The organism is Mycoplasma sp. 3341 (assembly GCF_051549855.1).
Lineage (GTDB): Bacteria > Bacillota_I > Bacilli_A > Mycoplasmatales > Metamycoplasmataceae > Metamycoplasma.
Genome location: NZ_CP196080.1, coordinates 146,763 through 165,208, shown reverse-complemented (window position 1 = coordinate 165,208; position 18,446 = coordinate 146,763). Strand labels below are relative to the sequence as shown.

Below are 18,446 nucleotides of genomic sequence, written 5' to 3'. Positions count from 1 at the left end.
GATAAAAGCAAAAAGATTGTCAACACAATCTTGATTGCCTAATTTTGTTCTTTAATTTTTTGTTGGACTTTTTGCTCTATTTCATCATATTTATCTTTATTAAGAAGTAGATATTCACGAACTTTTTGTTTTCCTTGAGCTATATTTTCATTGTTATACGAGTATCAAGAGCCTTTCTTCTCAATAATTTTGAATTCTTCTGCTAAAGAAACAAGTTCGCCAGTTTTGTCAAATCCGTGACCAAAAACTATTTCCACATTAGCAATTTTATATGGGGCAGCCAGTTTGTTTTTAACAATTTTTACTTTTATCCCATTTCCGTTTATTTCGTTATTTTCACTAATGTTTTGCGTCTTTCTTACTTCAGCTCTAATTGAAGAATAGAATTTTAGTGCTTTACCACCAGGAGTAGTTTCGGGATTACCAAAAATGATTCCAACTTTTTCTCTAATTTGATTGATAAAAATAATTGTTGTTTTATTTTTAGCTAGTGAAGCGGTAATTTTTCTAAGTGCTTTTGACATTAATCTTGCTTGAGCACCAATAACTTGGTCGCGCATTTCGCCATTTAATTCAGCCTCAGGAACCAAAGCGGCAACGGAGTCAACAACAATCAAGTCAATTTGTCCTGTTTTAATTAAAATATCAGCAATTTCTAGAGCTTGCTCTCCACTATCTGGCTGTGACAATATTAAATTCGAAATATCAACACCTAAAGCCTTAGCATAAGTTGTATCGATTGAGTGCTCGGCATCAATAAATGCTGCTATTCCGCCATTTTTTTGGACTTCAGCAATTGCATGCAAACTTATTGTTGTTTTACCACTGCTTTCGGGTCCGTATATTTCAACAATTCTTCCCTTTGGTCATCCGCCTATACCCAGCGCACCATCAATTGCTATAGAGCCACTTGAAAAAGTTTCGCAGTTTTGATCTGGTTTGTTACCTAAAAACATGATTGATTCTTTACCAAATCTTTTTTCTATCTCTTTCAAGGTTGTTTCTAGCATACTTCTTATTTGTTCTTTTTCCACTTTTTCCTCCTACTTATTAAAGTAAGAAATTAGCACAGTTTTTAAATCAAAATAAAAAGTGTTGGTTTAACCCAAAACACTTTCTAATTTTTTAATTGCTCAATCTTCGACTAAAAAGCTAAATGTTACATTGACACTACCGTCATCTTTTTGATATTTGTCAATAACACTAACTTGATAGATACCCTTAAGTTTTGCAATTTTATCTAAAACAGTTTGAACACTTTCATGATTTTGTAAATTGATTGTAAAATCTCTAGTTTTTAAAGGATCATGCTTGTAATTTGCAAAGATTGGTGCTTTAGCTTTATCTTCATCTAAAAAGATTTCAGCATAAATTGCATCGCTTTGATATACTTGTGGATTCAACTTACCTAAATATCCAATCATTTTACCGTTTTTGAAAATTAAGGCTGAATAATTCGGGTGCAAATATTTGTTTTCTTGTTTTATAAATTCAACTTGACAATCAAGTAAGTCGATAATATCTTGTTTCATTTCGTTGAAACTTTTTTCGTTTGAAGCTAGTCCTAAAACATTGCTTTTGTCCTGAATCATTCCAATTTCGAAGATTGACATTTTTTTAATGCTTCGTTTTTGATTGTAGTCTAACACTTCAGCTAGTGAAAGAGCAAGTGAGTGACGCAACTGATTTCGATCACTAGAAGCATAAGTTGCTAAATCGATTGTTGAATTGAAATCAAAAGGATTTAAAATATTGGCCTTAGCACTAGTCAGGGTGAAAGTACGCACATTTTGATATTTCATTGCTTTTAAAATGTTGTTGTAATCTTTGTATGTAACATTTTCAACTTGCTTAATTTCTGGTTGAATAATGGCAAAATTTTCATAACCATAGAAGCGGAACACTTCTTCAGTTAAATCTTGCATTGTTTTTAAATCATAACGATAGGCAGGCGCCATTACTTTTTCGTCTTTAATCTCAATGCCAAGAGTATTTAATTTTTGTAAGGTTTGTTTAAATTTATCAGTTGCTGTAATCTCAAAACCAGCATAAAAATCTAAATAGGCTGCATCATAATCAAAAGTGTGTTGTTTGGCATCTTCATAACCAATAATTTGGCTAGCCTGATTTACTTTTGATTCTAGATATTCATGTGCTAACAAAATTGATCCCATGCTAATTTCTTTTGAAGCACGGTTAGCTGAATTTGTTTCTATTTTGACTTGTTTTTTTGAATTTCTTACTTCTTTTAAATCAAAAGAAGCAATTTCAAATAAAGCTGATGTTGTTTGACTATCGCAACCACTATTTTCGCAACCTATAACAGCTGCCACTGAAACAACTTTGTTGTTGTTTAAAACACATAAGCTTTGGTCAAGTTCAACTTCTTTATTACCAAAAACTACTGCTTGGCCTGTGTATTTTTTCACTTCAAAATCTTTTGAATTTAATTTTCTTACATCATAAGCGTGAGTGGGTAGACCTGCGTATAGGAGCACTAAATTTGATAAATCAACTGCTTTAGAGATTGACTTTATCTCATTTTTCATTAAAAATAGTTCATCTTGTAAAGAAATTTTAATATCTTCAACTTTAATTTCTCTAAGTGTAAAGTGATTGGTTTCTTGCAGTGATTTGATACTGAAATCTGAATGAAACTCTTTTGTTAGCAATTTGTTTAAAGATAAAGGAGTTGTACCAAAATAAGCAGCTAATTCTTTTGCCATTATTAAATATGAATTAGCGTCTGCTCGGTTAGATAAAATGCTGATATCGATGATATAGTCATCTAAGGCAAAATATTCAATTGGATCTAGGTTTAAATCTACTTTGTTTTCAAAGACGAATATTCCATCATTTCACATATTTTTTTCGCTAATAGAATCAGGTTTAAAACCAATTTCTTCAAGTCCAACCAACATTCCTTCACTAATAATCGAACGCATTTCACGAGCCTGAAAAACATCTTTTTTGCTTCTTGAACCAGGTACAAAAGCCATTAAGTAGTGACCTTCTTTTACATTGGTAGCATTAGTTTGAATAGTTCTGATTTTGTCATTAAATTCAATTTCACAAACAGTTAAACGATCTGAATTAGGATTAGGATAAGTCTTTAAAACATGGCCAAATTTGATACCTTCAACATCAGCAAAGCGTCAATGTTCTTCAACTTCAAAACCAATTGAATTGATTGCCTTAGCAACTTCTTCTATTGTGATGCTTTCATCTAAATTTGCTAAACGTTTTAATTCTAAAAATGAAAATAACATCTTGTTTTCTCCTATCTAAATTGCTTTAAAAATCTTTCATCGTTTGTGTAGAATTCGCGAATGTCATTGATTCCATATTTAATCATAGCTATTCTTTCGATTCCTATTCCGGCTGCAAAACCATTCATGTCATTTGTGTAACCTGCCATTTTTAACACGTTTTCATGTAACATTCCTGCTCCTAAAACTTCGATTCAACGATTCTTGTAAAATACATCAACTTCAACGCTAGGTTCAGTGAATGGGAAATATGAAGGACGCAAGCGAATTTCTACTTCTTCTTCCAAAACATATGACAATAAACTTTTTAAGGTTCACATTAAATTACCAAAATTTGTATATCCAACCGACACAAAATCTAACTGAGTAAATTGATGTGAGTGTGTTTGATCTTCTTCGTCATTACGATAAACTTTACCAATAGCATATTGACTAAATGATTGATTTGCATATTTTTGCAATGCTCTTGCACTAATTCCTGTGTTATGAGTACGTAACAATGTGTTTTCATCGATAAATAGTGAGTCTTGCATGTCACGTGCTGGATGCGATTTTAAAATATTTAAACGTTCAAAATTATATTCGTCTGTTTCGATTTCACTCGCTCTAGTTTCAAAATATCCGTTTGAATTAAATCAGTCTTGCATTCTTGTGATAATCAAATTGATTGGATGAATTCCACCTTTCTTAGTAACTGGTTCATTAACATCAATTCAGTCTTTAGCGATAGATTGTTCAATTTCAAGTTGTAAAATGTGTTCTTTTGCTTTTTCAAAAAACGTTTCAGCTTCTTCTTTTAAAACTTTAATTTTTTTACCAATAGCAGCTTTTTGATCCGGACTAGCTTCTTTTAATTGTTGCATTAAAAGTCCAATTTCACTATCTGGAGCATTGAATTTTGCTTTTAATTGCTTTAAATCTTCTAAATTTTTGATTTCCGATAAGTCAAATTTCATCTTATTCTCCTTTTATTTTCTTTCAGTAGTTATAAATTTTTTGCTCATAGCTATTTTCACTAGCAGTGTAAAATTTTTGACCTGTTAATTCATCTGGTAAATATTGTTGTTTTACTCAATGATTTTGATAGTTATGTGGGTATTTATATTCAACACCATGTCCTAATTTTTTTGCCGATTTATAATGCGAGTCCTTTAAGTGAGTAGGAACATCATATGCACCACGATTTTCGACATTTACTGAAGTGTTTGACCAGGCTTCAATGACACTGTTACTTTTAGGACTTAAGGCAATATTTAGAATTGCAAAAGCGATAGGTAGATAACCTTCAGCTTCACCTAATCTTTCAAATGCTTCAATGGCTTGGAGTGTTTGCGAACCACAACTTGGATTAGCTAGTCCGACATCTTCATAACTGGCGCAAATCATTCTTCTAAACATATCATCAAAATTTTTGCTTTTATACAACAAATATCCTCAATACAAAGCTCCATCAGGATCACTTCCTCTTAATGATTTGTGAAAAGCACTCAAATGATTGTAAAATTCATTACCATCTTGATCAATTCCAAAATTGATAACTGAAAAAATTAGTTTTACTTTATTTACATCTATTGTTTCTTTTCTATACAATTTAGCCAATAGTTCTAAGTCACTTAGTAAGATACGAAAATCTCGATTAGCATGCTTTACTAAAACTCGATAAACATCTTCATTTTCCACTGTGAATAATTCCAATTTTTGATTAATATTTTTTGCATATTCAAGCATCAATTTGTCAGTCGGCTTTTTGAATTCAAAAATATTCATACGGCTTCTTAAGGCAGGATTAACCTTGAAAAAAGGATTTTCAGTAGTTGTTGCGTATACAGTGATGCTTTGATTTTCAAGATGTGGCAACAAGATATCTTGTTTGTCTTTGTTTAGTCTATGAATTTCATCAACAATCAAAATTTCGTTTTCTTCAATTAAATTGACTAATGTTTGCTTGTTATCGATAGCAGCATTGAAATAAGCAAAACTCTTTTGCATTTCATTAGCAAGAATTAAACTGATTGTTGTTTTACCACTTCCTGGGGGACCAAAAAATAAAAATGAACGATCATCTTTAACTTGAATAATTCTTGCAAAAAAATCTCTTTGTCAGTCTTCACAAATGAAATCTTCGAGATTTTTTGGGCGACGTAAACTTGCTAAATTCATATATTTATAAATTTTATATTAATTACTTAGTAATTTCTAAACACTTTCTATAAGAAAGGCAATAAAAATAGACCGGCTTAACCGGACTATTCTAAATTTTTCTAATTATTTTTTAGCAAAAGCTACAGCAACTAAGATAATGCATACAAGAACTAAAATAAGTAGCAATGAAACTAGAACATAGTATCCTTTAGGAACTTTTTCATATGTTACAACAGTTGTTGTTTGACTTTGTTCTTCATATGAAACTGGTTTTGCTTCTTCTACTGGTTGTTGTTGTTCTTCTTTTTCTTCTTCGTCTTCTTTTTTAGATGAAGATTCAATTAGGTTTTTTGAAACCAAGTAATCTGTTGCTTCTTGTGAAGAAACATTATTTGCTTGTAGTTCTTCAATACTTTTTAGAGCTGATTCCATTCCCATGCTTCCACGGAAAGCACCATTTTGGTGGAATCAAACACGTGAGTCACCTTCTAATCCTTTAGCAATTTCGATAAATTTATTTAAACTGTCTTGGAAATTGTCGAATGTAAAGTAATTATCTTGTTTAGCACGTTTTAAATGTCATGTTAGGTTATTTTCTTCATCACGTTTTTCAATGATGTAGAATCTTGTTCTTACTGCCATTTTATTCCTTTCGAATTTTATAATGCTATATTAATTCATATTTTTAAAAATATGTACTAAGTTTATCACAATAAAAATTTTTTTACTCAAAAAGTACACATTTTGACACATTTTGACACAAAAAAAGACACACAGGGAGACTGGTGTCTAATAATTATTTAAAGAAAGTAGCAAATTTAGCTTTATCTTTTGCTGAATGAGTAATAGCTTTTTCAATCTTATTGTATGTTTCTACAACATCTTGACGATCATAACTTGATTCAATTGCTTCTTTATAATACTGCATTTTTGACTCGAATTCATTGTCCTTAAATACCAAAGCTCAATCAGGAACTGAAGCAATATTTATTTTGTTTGTTCCAAAATTTTCATAAATTAAAAAAGAATAAACATTTATATCTTTTCCAATGATGTTTTGTAAGTGTTCAATGTGTTTGTCGTTTTGTTTTAAATGATTTTTAATTTCATAACGAACTTTTGGTTTTACTTTTCATCAAACATTATTGTTGTAATCACCTTCTATATCAGCATTAAACGACTTCATTTCAATAACAATAACCCCACGATTAGAAATTAATATACCATCCACTTCAAAAAGTTTCTTTTCATATTTTAGTAATGAACTAGGAATAAAAAAGAAATCTTGGCTAGAAGATCATTGTTGAATTTTTTTGGCAAATTCTTTTTCAAAATCTCTTCCCCGTCCCAATTTTTTCTTAATTTTTAAACGATAAAATAGAAAAATTACAAATCCTGCCACGGCTAGCAAGATTAAAATAACCATAGCTGCTATTAAACCATTTTTTATTATTGTTGGATTAGCAACAGACGCAGCATTATTAGTTTCTACAGTTGTATTTTGAATTTCTTCTTTTAGTACAGTCAGTAAATTATTCATTGCTATTTCCTCCGATTAAACTAAATTGATTGTTGCTTAAATATTTGTTGAGTTGTTTGTAATTAGGAACATATTCTTTCAGTGTTTTTTTAAATTCTGGTCCGTGATTGTGATGAGTAATATGAACCAATTCATGAATTATGACTGAGTAAATTATGTTTGGATCGAAATGTATCAATCTTAAATTATATTTGAATGTTTTTTCATTATTTTTAAGAATGTATTTACCTCAAAACGAAGTTACTTTGACAATTTTGATATTTTTTTCTAAATTCGATATTTGCATTAAGTTTTCACATCACTTGTGTGCTAAAAAAATAAATTTTTCTAACTCTTTTTTCAAAAAAAGACTGATTTTTTTACTTATCTCACCTTTATCATCTTTAGTTAATTTCAATTTTCAAACTTTTTCGTTAATTTCAAAAATGACGTGTTTATCAGTTATTGAAAAAAATATTTGTTGTCCGAAGTAAAAAAAATACTGTTTTTTAATATTAATTGCTTGAGTTGCAAAATTGTAATCATAATATTTTTTAGCAACCAATCTTCTTACTCAGTTTCAGTCGATTTGTTGGTGGTAGATTGAAAGACTAATTTCAAAACAATCATCACGCGGCCTTAAGATTGTGCGACTATTATTAGTTGGTACAATTACAAATTTAAAGGTTTTTTCGCCAATTTGTAATACAATATTATTACTCAGTCCAGTTTCAAGCATGACATAAATTTTATATGATTTATGTTTAAGTTTTATTTTTTTGGTTATAATGCTTTTATCAACTAATCGAGGAGACAAATAAATGGCAAATATTAAATCAAAAATGAAAGCTATCGTATCAAACGAAAAAGCAAGAGTTAGAAACGCTGCAATTAAATCAAGAGTTCGTACAGCTATCAAGAAAACTAAACTTGCTGCAATGAATAATGCAGAAAATGTTAGTGAATTACTTTCAAAAGCTCACCACGAAATTGACAAAGCCGTTTCAAAAGGTGTACTACACAAAAATAATGGTGCACGTAAAGCTGCTCGTTTAGATGCTTTTGTTGCTAAAGCTAAAGCACAAGCTTAATTGTATTCAGAGAACCTTTTGGTTCTTTTTTTATTATTTTGATTAGTTTTTAACTAAAATTAAATTTATGAAAAAAATTACTGTAAATATTGAGATTTCAAAAGGAAGCTCAATCAAATATGAATACAATCGTAAAACAGGAAAGATAGCTGTTGACAGAATTTTGAGAGGAGATTTTAAATATCCTGCAAACTACGGTTATATTGCTGAAGCATTAGATTGAGATGGAGACGAACTAGATGTTTTAGTTTACTCATCTGAAACATTCATGCCTGGAGTAAGTCTAGAAGCAAGAGTAGTTGGAGCAATGAAAATGATTGATGATGGTGAAACTGATACTAAATTAATCGCAGTACATGCTGATGACTATCGTTTAGATCACATTCAATCACTAGCTGACTTAGATCAAATGTGACTACAAAGTGTGTCAAACTTCTTCAGTACTTACAAAAACTTTAAACGTGAAGGAATTACTCAAGTTACTGGATTTGAAAATGTTGAGTGAGCTGAAAAAGAATACCACGAATGTGTTGAATTAATGAATAAATACGGATCAATGGATAAAGATGATTTCATTGAAAAAATGAAAAAAGAACATCCTGAAAAATATCTTTAATCACTAATCAGTACATTAACGTACTGATTTTTTAAAAGGAGAAACATATGGACAAAAAGACATTTAAAAATAAGTTAATTTCTTACATGGAATTAGAAGCAATGAGTCGTTATGAAGAGCCAGTTGTGCAAATGCTAAAAGAAAATCTAAAAGATTCTTCATTCACCTTCAGTCGTGATGGTTTTGGATCACTAATTATGCTTAAAAAATCAAAAAAATCGAGCGCACCAAAAGTTATGATTACCGCTCACATGGATGAAGTTGGTTATTTAGTTCGTTTAATCGATAAAAAAGGGCAAATGCTTTTAACTCCTGTTGGTGGAATTTGACCTTCTGTTGCAATTGGAACAAAAGCAACATTAGTAACCAATAAAGACAACAAAAGGTTCACTGGACTATTTGGGCATACTTCAATTCACATTATGAGTAACGAACAAATTAAAAATGCCATGACTAATAATGAAATTTATGCCGATTTTGGTTTCAAAGATGATGAAGAAGCTCGCCAAAATGGTGTAGAAGTAGGTGACAGAGTCTACATGTCTGGAGAAACTATTCACTTTGCTAATGAAGACTTAATCGGTGGTAAAGCAATGGATAACCGGGCAGGAGTTACAACTTTAGAATACTTAGCCCACCTGGTTGACAAAAAAGAATTAGACTGTGATTTATATTTAGTTGGAACAGTACAAGAAGAAGTTGGAACACGGGGAGCAAAAAGTTCTGTAAGTTTAGTTGAACCTAACATTGCAATTGCCTTAGATACTACTTCAAGTCATGATACTATTGGCACAATTCCAGGAACAACAAAACTAAGCCACGGTGCCGCATTACGAGTTTATGATCGTGGAACTATGATGGATCCAAATTTAGTTGAATGAATGGCTAGCGTTGCTCGCGAAAATGATATTAGAGCTTATAAATTTGTGGCTGCGGGTGGAGGAACTGATGCAGGCGAATTGCAATACGGAAAAGGTGGAGTAGCAACAATGACGGTTTCATTGCCACAACGTTACCTACACTCACCAATTGGAGTTTGTGATATCAATGATTTAATGGCGGCAGGTCAACTTTTAGCGCAGTTTGTGCAAGAAGTTAATAGTGAAAGTTTTGATGCTAAATTAGCATACAAATAAGATGCAAAAAATTAAAGAAGGATATACAAATACATCATTTCGCGATAATGATAGATTTGTTCAAGTTAAAAAGTTAAACGGTTGAAATCACAATATTGACTACACAATTTTTAAAGACTTAGACTTTATTCCTAAACTAATTTCAAACACTGAAAAAGAAGTAGTTTGAGAATACATTGAAAATAAAAAAAATATTTGAGATCAATACACAATTAGTCAAATCGCAATCAATTTTAAAAAATTACACGATTCAAAAATCTCGTTACCGCCGAAAAATTTAGCGGCAAGATATGATAATTACAGAAAAATAATAAAAAATAAAAATCTGGACATTTTGGAAGTTAATAATTATAAAGATGTGGTTAATGAAATTTTAGAAATGTATCCCGATTCTTGACCAGTTCATAACGACTTGTATGGTTCAAATGTTATGACTGGTGTTGACAACAAGATATATTTTGTTGACTGAGAATATGCCACAATGGGTAATAAAAACTGAGATCTTGCTTTTGTTGTTGTGGCAACTTTATTCAATGAAGAACAAGAACAATGACTACTTCAAGCATATCAAGAATATGATCTTGAGGCTTACAATCGCTTTAAAATAGTGGTTGCTTACTTTATTGTTATTTGGGCTTATTCATTGGACCAAATGCCTATTGATATTGAAGCTTGAAAGCAAAGACTAACAAATTTAGTTAACAAATACTGAAAGAAATAATTTAAAAGACTGAAAGGTTTTTGGCCTTCAGTCTTTCTTTGTGTCAAAATTTAGTTTTACTACTGGTATTCGAGTAAAAATATCAATCTTTTTTGTGTTTGCTAAAATCAAGTTCAAAAAAGATATTAACTGTTTTTCAAGATATTTATTTCATTTTCGGTCAATTCTCTTCACTGACCTAGTTCTAAATTTTTGTCTAGTTGAAGATTACCAAAACTGAGTCTTTTCAAATAAGTTACCTTGTTACCCACTGCTTCAAACATTCTTTTAACTTGATGAAATTTTCCTTCACTTATTGTCAAAAGACACTCATTTTCGTTAATAATTTCAAGCTTTGCTGGCTTTGCTTTGAAATTTTCTTCGATCGTGACCCCATTTTCAAAAACTGAAATATATTCCTGACTAACTTGTTTTTCAGTCTGTACAAAATATTTTTTATTTACATGTTTCTTAGGTGACAATAAATTGTGTCCTAACTGTCCATCATTCGAAATAATTATTAGTCCTTCTGTGTCTTTGTCCAGTCTTCCATAACTAAAGAATTTTTTGTTATCTAAACTTGTTAGATCAAAAATTGTAGATTGAAAATTATCTTCATTAGCACACACATAACCTTGTGGTTTATTTAACATATAGTAGAAAAATTTTCGGTATTTTATAATCTCATTATCAATGCAAATAGTGTCATTTGCAGTAACTTGCTGAGTCTTTGTTACCATTTGAGAATTGACTAAAACTCGTTTGGAAGCAATTAATTTTTTGATTTCAGAGCGACTTAAGTTTGTTGCATCACTTAAGAATTTTTCAAGTCGCATGCAATTACCTTTTCAATATTCTTATTGATAGATTTGTAATTTGGTGTTTGTGTAAATTGTTTGATTGGTTCGACTTTGTGACGATTGATTTTGATTCTTTTTACAATTGTTTCAAAATTACTTCCATTAGCGTTGCCTAAAGCAATTTCTTCGAATTCATCATAACTAAATCCCATTTCGTCTTCATCATTTTGACCTTCTCACAAGTCAGCACTAGGTTTTTTGTGAACAATAGAGTCAGGAACTCCTAATATCATTGCAATTTGATAAATTTCACTCTTTAAAAAATTGCTTAGTGGCAATAAATCACAAGCACCATCACCGTATTTAGTGAAATAACCTAAATGATATTCATTAGCATTATCGGTTCCTAAAACTAGTGCATTATTCTCTTGTGCTTTAGCATACAAAAACACCATTCTCATCCGTGCTTTTAAGTTTGCTAAAACTAGTTTATCTTCTGTGTTAAGACTCTTTTTTAAATCTAAATATGCTTGAGTGAGATCAACATATTCAACTTGGGTACACAACTGATTTTCTAATTGTTTAACGTCACTCAAATTTGGCTTGTCACTTAAAGAATCGCTTATTGTGATCGAATAAAAATGATTGTTTTTTAGCTCAGGCTTGTTGTCTAAAATCATTGCTAAAGTGCTTGAATCTATACCACCACTAAGTCCTAAAACATAGCCTTTTTGATTTGAATGTTTTAAATTTTGGACTAATCATTCTTGCAATTTATCAATTGAGTCAACTAATTGTGAATAAGAATTGCTTTGTTGTATCTCTTTTAATGTTTTTTCTTGAATTTTCATGCTCTAATTTTAATCAAAAAGACTTATAATTATTTTTATATTTATGCTTAATTTAAAGGAGAAATAATGTCAGGACACTCAAAATGAGCAACAACAAAACACCATAAGGCTGCTCAAGATGCTAAAAGAAGTAAAATGTTTCAAAAATTCTCAAAAGAAATTATGGTTGCTGCTGCATTGGGAGGACCTGATCCAGATGCTAACCCTGCTTTAAGAATGGCTATTGCTAAGGCTAAAGCACGTTCAATGCCTAAGTCAAATATTGAAAAAGCTGTTCAAAAAGGTTCAGGTGGTTCAAGAGAAGGATCTAACTTTAAATCATATATTTATACCGCCACAGCTTTTGGTGGAACCAATTTCATCGTAAGTTGTCTAACTGATAATTTCAACCGTTTAGCTTCAAACATTCAACACTACTTCAACAAAGTAAATGGGCAAATGGGTAATGGTAAAGTGCCTTACACCTTCGATGAAAGAGGAGTTTTAGTAATTGCTAAGGCTGACAACTTAAATGAAGAAGATTTAATGATGGCTGCTTTAGATGGTGGAGCAATTGATTTCATTACTGAAGACGAACAATATGTAATTTATTCAAATCCTGAAGATTTTAGTGAACTAAAGAAAAATATTGAACAACAATTTAACATTGAAAACTTCTTGACAGCAGAAATCAGTTATATTCCAAACATGGAAGTAGAAATTCCTGCTGATAAAGTTGAAAAATTTGAAAACTTTTTAGATACACTAGAAGACGACGAAGATGTACAAGAAGTTTACCACAATGCAAAATTCCCGAATGAAGAATAATTTGTCAAAGATAGGTAAAACTTATCTTTTTTTGTGCAAGAAAAAAGTCGCAATTAGGTTTGCGACTTTTATTTATTCTATATTTTAAGCAAAGAAAGACTCGTCTGTTACTCTTTCATAGTGTGGCATTTCTTCACCTGGACTTGCAACTATTCCATTTTCTGCAAGCATTTTTGTAAGTTTATCAATGTATTGGAATGCTCTGCTTATTACTTCATCATCACTTTTTGCTTTATCTAGATATGTGCCGTTATCGAAAAATTGTGTTGACATTCAATCCAAAGATTCATATAAAAATGCAAATTCTGCTCTATGATCAGGTAAAAATTCCTTGTATTCTTGACTTTGTTTTACATTTTCTGGCGCCACTTTTATCAATCATTGAGTAAAGTAATGAAGATACATATACACTTCAAAATAATAAGATTCAAGTGGACCAAAGCCCATGTGTTTGTATTCTAATTTTTTAAACAATCCCTTTTCAGTAAAAAATTTATCTTTTAGCTCAAGTAATTGTTGTAGGTTTCAATCTAATCCACCCATAAAATAATCGGTTATTTTCTGATCTGGATCACCAAAAAGGTCGCTTGTTGTTTCTGTTTTTCAGTCATATTTGAAGTTATCATTATTAAAATCGACTAGCTTATTGTAGTAGTAATATATCAATCAAAAGACTAGTCATTTTTGTGATAACTCGTCACTGTCGCCACTGTCAGCATCTTTTCACATTTCTTGGATTTTTTCAAAGTCTTGAACTGAGTTTTCGCTTTGCAATTCAACTGCTTCTTGTTTCGTTGCCTTTGTGTTTTCTGTTATTTCATTAATTTTTTCTCTTGCTTTATATTCATCTGTATATATGTAGCTTTGACGTTTTGTATTATTAGCAATTAATTCATCACTCTTTTGAACTATTTGTTCTAACATTGCATTATTTCAAGCTTTTACTAGCGAATCATACAAGGTTTTAACATCAAGATTTTCGTTAGTTTCCAACGCATTTGTAACAGCAGTGATTTGATTATTTAATTCAATCATTGTTTGGCTTGGTTGTTCACCTTTATTTTGATCATATCAAGATTTTGCATCTTTATTTTTGAAATATAAGTTAAGTTCTTCAATCATTGAATTAGTTTCATTAATTGTTTGAATTGCTTGTTTATAAGGTGTCACATCTTCTGAAATCACAACGTTTGTTGCTAACAAGTTTTTAGCAATTGTGTCAATTTGTTGCTGTTTTTCGTTTTTGTCTTCACGCTTTTGAATTTCATTAAATTCTAAAACTAAATCATTTGAACTAACTTGTAGAGCATAGTATTCATTTTTAATTTTAATGAGTTCATTTCTACGTAATATGGTAATATTTTCAACAACTTGATTAATATTGTTTGTTGCTCTTGTAATTTGACTGGTTGTACTTAAAGTGTTTTTTGTATTGTCGTTTAGTACTTTTTGCAATTGTTGTTTATATTTGGTAACATCATCAACTGAATTATTTAGTTTTTGCATTAGTTCACTAGCTTTTTGAACTGCTAGATTATATTGTTCTCAAGCAAGAGCTTCTTGCGCTTTTTCTATAGCTGTTCCAAGATTCTTATTGATTTCTTGTTTTTGTTCAATTGGTAGATTCTCTTTAAAATCTGTTGCATTTTTATCCAAGGCATTTTGGGCATCTTGTGAAGCTTTCAGTGAACTTTCAGTGTTTACTGAGTCTAATGCTTTTTTTAGTTCAGTTAATTTTGTCACTAAATCAGTGTTTTGATTGTTTTGGTTGTTGTTTTCTGCATCTTGTGTTTCTTTGGTAATTTGATTTTCTAAATCACTAATTAATGTTTTCAATGAATCATTTTTAGCAACCAAATCGCTATTTTTATCTTCTAAAGCTTGAGTATTTTGAGTGATTTCTTGACTATATTTATCAGCATTTTCACTCGTTTTTGTTAATAATTCATTTGCTCTATTTATTAAGTCTGAATTTTCTTTTTTAAGTTGTTCGTTAATTTGATTGTATGTGTTTTTAGCATTATCAAAATTTGTTTTAAGCTCATCATTTTGAGAAGAAATTTTAACTAAATCATTATCATTTGTCGCTTGGGTAATTAATTCATTATTTTTAGAAAGTGAAGCATTCAAAGTTTCATAATTATTGTCGTTTGCAATATCTACTTTGTTTGTTTGAATTCACTGATTTATTTCTTCTATTAAATTCTTATTGTCGTTTGTTTTTGAATCAAAAATGGCCTTTTGATTAGCTAATTGTTTATATTTCTCAATTTCTTCTTTTAATCTTTGTAGGAGACTTTTTAAATTCTCATTATTTTTATCTAGTTGATCCTGAGTTGATGAATTTAGACTTTCTTCTGTTTTAGCAATTATTTCGTTGATACTATTGAATGCATCTTTGAATGCTTCATTTTCTTTATTCTGTTCCAAAAGACTCTTAATTTCATCAAGAGTTTTTCTTATTTCGCCTTGGTCTGCTTTTGGTTCTTGTTTCTTAGCCAGATTGCTTTGCGCCAAATAAGAAATAGACATACCTGTTGCTACCGCTGTTAAAAAAACTAACAAAGCACTCAATTTAGTAGTTTTTTTCATATTACTCTTTTTTTTCTTTTTAAATATTCTATAAAATGTACTACAAAAAAGGCCTATGTGAGTTTTTTAGCACTATATAAAAGGTGTTTTTCGCTTTGAATCAAATATAAAAAAGCAAGAAACTTACAGTTCTTGCTTGAAAACGATTATTCAATGTAAAAGGCAATCTTTTGACCTTCCGAATCAAATTTCGGGTCAGTTTTTGACCGAAAATAAAAACTTACGGTCAAATTATTTTTAGCCTTTTTGGCATCATAAGTAACAAAATTTGTGTTGCCTAGCTTACTGAAATCATAGTCACTCACTGGATATACATTTGGTCTTTGACTATCAATTAACTCTTTAAATCAATCAAAAATTCGTTGTTTAAATTCTTGTGACTCAAAGTAAGTTGAATCTGAACTACTTGGATCATTGATGATTGCTTTTAAACTTGGTAATTTTTTGTTAAAGGCCAGAATGAAATCGGAAGACTGGATGTTAATTTTAGTTTGCAAAATTTTAACTTTTACATCTTGGAATTTGTATGTAGGAAAATTTGAGTATTTATCCTGACTTGCACTTACTCAATAAGAAATTTTTAAATAATCAGGTTCATTTTCATCCCAGTTGAGCGCAGTGAAAGTTACATCTATGTTTTTATTTTGAGTGAAATTAGCATTAAAAGAAATTATTGTGCGAATAAATTCATTTGGACTCTGCTTAGTTACATCTTCAACAATTGGTTGAGCTTTTTCTTCTGTTGTTGCATCATTAGCAATTTCGGATTGTGTTTCTTTTTGTGCTCTAATTTCTTGCGGTGTAAATTTAGGCGCTAAATCTGGATTAACATTAGCTAAATATCTTTGATAAATTTCTTTAGCATTATCTAAACCAATTTTATCCATTTGTGTTAATTTAATAGAATTGGCATCTTTTTCATATTGTTCTTTAGTATATTTTTTTTCATGCACTGTTTGCGAGTTGTAGTACACAAAATAAATAATACCTGCTAGTGAAAGAACTGAAAAAACTCCAATAATTGGTCATAAAATGCGCGGTGAAATACTAATTTTCTTCTTCATTTGCTACCTTACGTTTGAAAAATCTTGGTTTAGCATTTGGATCTGGTTTAGTAAATTTACATTTAGGAAATTGTTCGCATCCGATGAAACGTTGACGATTTGACTTGTTATAACGATAAACTAATTCATGATCACATAGAGGACATTTTTCACCAACATACTCTCGCTCTAGTTGACTGACTTCCATTGTTTTTGAAGCACTATCATAAACCTTGTTAAAACTTGTTCAAAAATTATCCATTACTTCTTTTAGTTGCTCTTGACCTTCAGCGATTCTATCTAATTGTTCTTCAACTTGCGATGTATATTCTTCATTGATAATAGTACTGAAATTATTAACTAGTTTTTCATTGATTACTTGTCCAAAATTGGTTGGTACTAGACTAGTTGCTTGTCTTTCAACAAACATTCTTTTCTTAATAACGCTAATAGTAGTTGCAAAAGTTGAGGGACGTCCAACTTTAATATCATCCAGCATTTGAATTAATGAACCTTCGGTGTATCTTGCAGGTGGATTAGTTTGTTTTAATTCATGAATATATTCACTAACTTTTAGTTTTTGACCAACTTCAAAACTTGGAATCTCAATGCTTTTTTCCTCATCATCTTTTTTAACTAAGCTATAACCAGGAAAAATTATTTTCGAAAATGATGTTTTGTAGCTAAAAGAACCATCTCTTAAATCATATTGATAGAATTCGCGAACTGGTGCCTTCATTAAAGACATCAAAGTTTTGTCATAAACTAATTTGTAAATGTATGCTTGCTGAGGTGATAAATTATTAATTTTCTTAGCACTTGCTGGATCTAAATCAAGTGATGTAGGACGAATCGCTTCATGGGCATCTTGCTCTCCACTGAAGCCTTTAACTGTTTCTGTTACATAATCTTGACCGTATTTTTTAGCAACAAATTCTTTAGCTTCAACAACAAACCGATCTGACATTCTAGTTGAATCAGTTCTTGGATAAGTAATAAGTCCGAGTTCAAATAATTTTTGTGCTGCATTTTGTACAACTTTTGAGTCATATTTGGCTTCACGATACAAAACTGCTTGTTTATAAGGGGTAACATCTGTGTCTTTTCGTTGACTAACTTTGAAATCAACTACTTCTAGGTAATGGGTTTTTGTTTTGAGCGCTTGAGCAGCGATTTCTGAACTTAATCAAGTGTTTTTGTCAAAAATACTTGGTTTTAAGTATAAATCAGCAACAACTCCATTTTCAAGTTTTGCTTGAATTGTTTCGTATTTAACCGGAACAAAATCATTAATCTCTTTTTCACGATCACAAACTAGTTTTAAAGCAATTGATTGCACTCTTCCGGCCGATGGTAAAGTTGGAGTGTTTTTTGTTGTTTTCTTCATTAGTTTTGACAACTTAAAACCAATAATCCGGTCTAGCATTCTTCTTGCTTTTTGGGCTGAAACTAAGTTTTTGTCAATGTCATGACTATTTTCAATTGCTTCTTTGATAGCACGAGCAGTAATTTCGTTATATCTTACACGACGATATTTATCTTCTACACCTAAATAATCAACTAAATTTTGAGCAATCGCTTCACCTTCACGGTCAGGGTCAGTTGCAATATAAACAACCGAAGCATTTTTTGCTTCAGCTCTTAACTTTTTGATTATTTCTTTTTTACCTTTTTCTTCGGCATATAGTGGTTCTCAGTTGTCTAAATCAATTCCTAATTGATCTTTTCCTGTTGTTTTTAATTCTAAAATATGTCCTTTTGAAGCAAGTACTTTGTAATCAGAACCTAGATATTTTTGAATAGTTTTTTCTTTATTAGGTGACTCAACAATTAGTAATTTACTCATAATGTATAAAGTTTATAGCAAAAAGGGTTAAATA

Annotated in this window: 17 protein-coding genes; 5 read left to right on the top strand and 12 right to left on the bottom strand. The window is 30.5% G+C overall.

Annotation, left to right across the window (positions count from 1 at the left end; all coding sequences use genetic code 4):
* Positions 1–38: 38 nt before the first annotated feature.
* The 7 genes from recA to ACSH40_RS00720 form a co-directional block, all read right to left on the bottom strand.
* Positions 39–1,010 (bottom strand): recombinase RecA, encoded by a 972-nt coding sequence (gene recA, locus ACSH40_RS00750; protein WP_438341805.1) that lies wholly within the window; start codon positions 1,008–1,010, stop codon positions 39–41.
* A gap of 90 nt (positions 1,011–1,100) precedes the next feature.
* Positions 1,101–3,269 carry a phenylalanine--tRNA ligase subunit beta gene (locus ACSH40_RS00745; RefSeq protein WP_438341662.1) on the bottom strand — a complete coding sequence of 723 codons (2,169 nt, stop codon included), beginning with the start codon at positions 3,267–3,269 and terminating at the stop codon, positions 1,101–1,103.
* 11 nt (positions 3,270–3,280) lie between these two features.
* Positions 3,281–4,225 carry a phenylalanine--tRNA ligase subunit alpha gene (pheS, locus tag ACSH40_RS00740; protein WP_438341661.1) on the bottom strand — a complete coding sequence of 315 codons (945 nt, stop codon included), beginning with the start codon at positions 4,223–4,225 and terminating at the stop codon, positions 3,281–3,283.
* A 1-nt stretch (position 4,226) separates the two neighbouring features.
* Positions 4,227–5,429, bottom strand: a complete 1,203-nt coding sequence (locus ACSH40_RS00735) for a replication-associated recombination protein A (RefSeq protein ID WP_438341660.1) — start codon at positions 5,427–5,429, stop codon at positions 4,227–4,229.
* Between the two features lie 105 nt (positions 5,430–5,534).
* Entirely contained in the window at positions 5,535–6,053 is a 519-nt protein-coding gene (locus ACSH40_RS00730; RefSeq protein ID WP_438341659.1) for a hypothetical protein, read from the bottom strand.
* A gap of 154 nt (positions 6,054–6,207) precedes the next feature.
* Complete coding sequence (locus tag ACSH40_RS00725; protein ID WP_438341658.1) at positions 6,208–6,951, bottom strand: nuclease-related domain-containing protein; 744 nt, start codon at positions 6,949–6,951, stop codon at positions 6,208–6,210.
* Positions 6,944–7,669 (bottom strand): YgjP-like metallopeptidase domain-containing protein, encoded by a 726-nt coding sequence (locus tag ACSH40_RS00720; RefSeq protein WP_438341657.1) that lies wholly within the window; start codon positions 7,667–7,669, stop codon positions 6,944–6,946. The genes ACSH40_RS00725 and ACSH40_RS00720 overlap by 8 nt, the downstream gene beginning before the upstream one ends.
* Positions 7,670–7,751: 82 nt before the next feature.
* Between ACSH40_RS00720 and rpsT the strand changes: the two genes are divergently transcribed.
* The 4 genes from rpsT to ACSH40_RS00700 all read left to right on the top strand — a co-directional run bounded on the left by rpsT (position 7,752) and on the right by ACSH40_RS00700 (position 10,494).
* Positions 7,752–8,021, top strand: coding sequence for a 30S ribosomal protein S20 (rpsT, locus tag ACSH40_RS00715; protein WP_438341656.1), 270 nt, complete (start codon positions 7,752–7,754; stop codon positions 8,019–8,021).
* Positions 8,022–8,088: 67 nt separating this feature from the next.
* Positions 8,089–8,637 carry an inorganic diphosphatase gene (locus tag ACSH40_RS00710; RefSeq protein ID WP_438341655.1) on the top strand — a complete coding sequence of 183 codons (549 nt, stop codon included), beginning with the start codon at positions 8,089–8,091 and terminating at the stop codon, positions 8,635–8,637.
* Positions 8,638–8,684: 47 nt separating this feature from the next.
* On the top strand, positions 8,685–9,773 hold the full coding sequence (locus tag ACSH40_RS00705) for a M20/M25/M40 family metallo-hydrolase (RefSeq protein ID WP_438341654.1): 1,089 nt from the start codon (positions 8,685–8,687) through the stop codon (positions 9,771–9,773).
* 1 nt (position 9,774) lies between these two features.
* The gene (locus ACSH40_RS00700) at positions 9,775–10,494 is read left to right on the top strand and encodes a phosphotransferase family protein (protein ID WP_438341653.1); all 720 of its coding nucleotides are present in this window, start codon (positions 9,775–9,777) and stop codon (positions 10,492–10,494) included.
* 125 nt (positions 10,495–10,619) lie between these two features.
* On the opposite strand, the gene ACSH40_RS00695 is transcribed toward ACSH40_RS00700, so the two are convergent.
* Together ACSH40_RS00695 and nadE are read right to left on the bottom strand one after the other, a co-directional pair.
* On the bottom strand, positions 10,620–11,309 hold the full coding sequence (locus ACSH40_RS00695) for a pseudouridine synthase (RefSeq protein ID WP_438341652.1): 690 nt from the start codon (positions 11,307–11,309) through the stop codon (positions 10,620–10,622).
* Positions 11,288–12,124, bottom strand: a complete 837-nt coding sequence (nadE, locus tag ACSH40_RS00690) for an NAD(+) synthase (protein WP_438341651.1) — start codon at positions 12,122–12,124, stop codon at positions 11,288–11,290. The genes ACSH40_RS00695 and nadE overlap by 22 nt, the downstream gene beginning before the upstream one ends.
* 66 nt (positions 12,125–12,190) lie before the next feature.
* Here nadE and ACSH40_RS00685 point away from each other — a divergent pair, with 66 nt between their 5' ends.
* Complete coding sequence (locus ACSH40_RS00685; protein ID WP_438341650.1) at positions 12,191–12,931, top strand: YebC/PmpR family DNA-binding transcriptional regulator; 741 nt, start codon at positions 12,191–12,193, stop codon at positions 12,929–12,931.
* An 84-nt stretch (positions 12,932–13,015) separates the two neighbouring features.
* Here the strand turns inward: ACSH40_RS00685 and ACSH40_RS00680 are convergent, their stop codons facing one another.
* The 3 genes from ACSH40_RS00680 to topA all read right to left on the bottom strand — a co-directional run bounded on the left by ACSH40_RS00680 (position 13,016) and on the right by topA (position 18,412).
* Positions 13,016–15,523 (bottom strand): hypothetical protein, encoded by a 2,508-nt coding sequence (locus tag ACSH40_RS00680; protein WP_438341649.1) that lies wholly within the window; start codon positions 15,521–15,523, stop codon positions 13,016–13,018.
* Positions 15,524–15,669: 146 nt separating this feature from the next.
* On the bottom strand, positions 15,670–16,587 hold the full coding sequence (locus ACSH40_RS00675; RefSeq protein WP_438341648.1) for a hypothetical protein: 918 nt from the start codon (positions 16,585–16,587) through the stop codon (positions 15,670–15,672).
* On the bottom strand, positions 16,571–18,412 hold the full coding sequence (gene topA, locus ACSH40_RS00670; protein WP_438341647.1) for a type I DNA topoisomerase: 1,842 nt from the start codon (positions 18,410–18,412) through the stop codon (positions 16,571–16,573). Before topA ends, ACSH40_RS00675 begins: the two co-directional genes overlap by 17 nt.
* Positions 18,413–18,446: the final 34 nt, after the last annotated feature.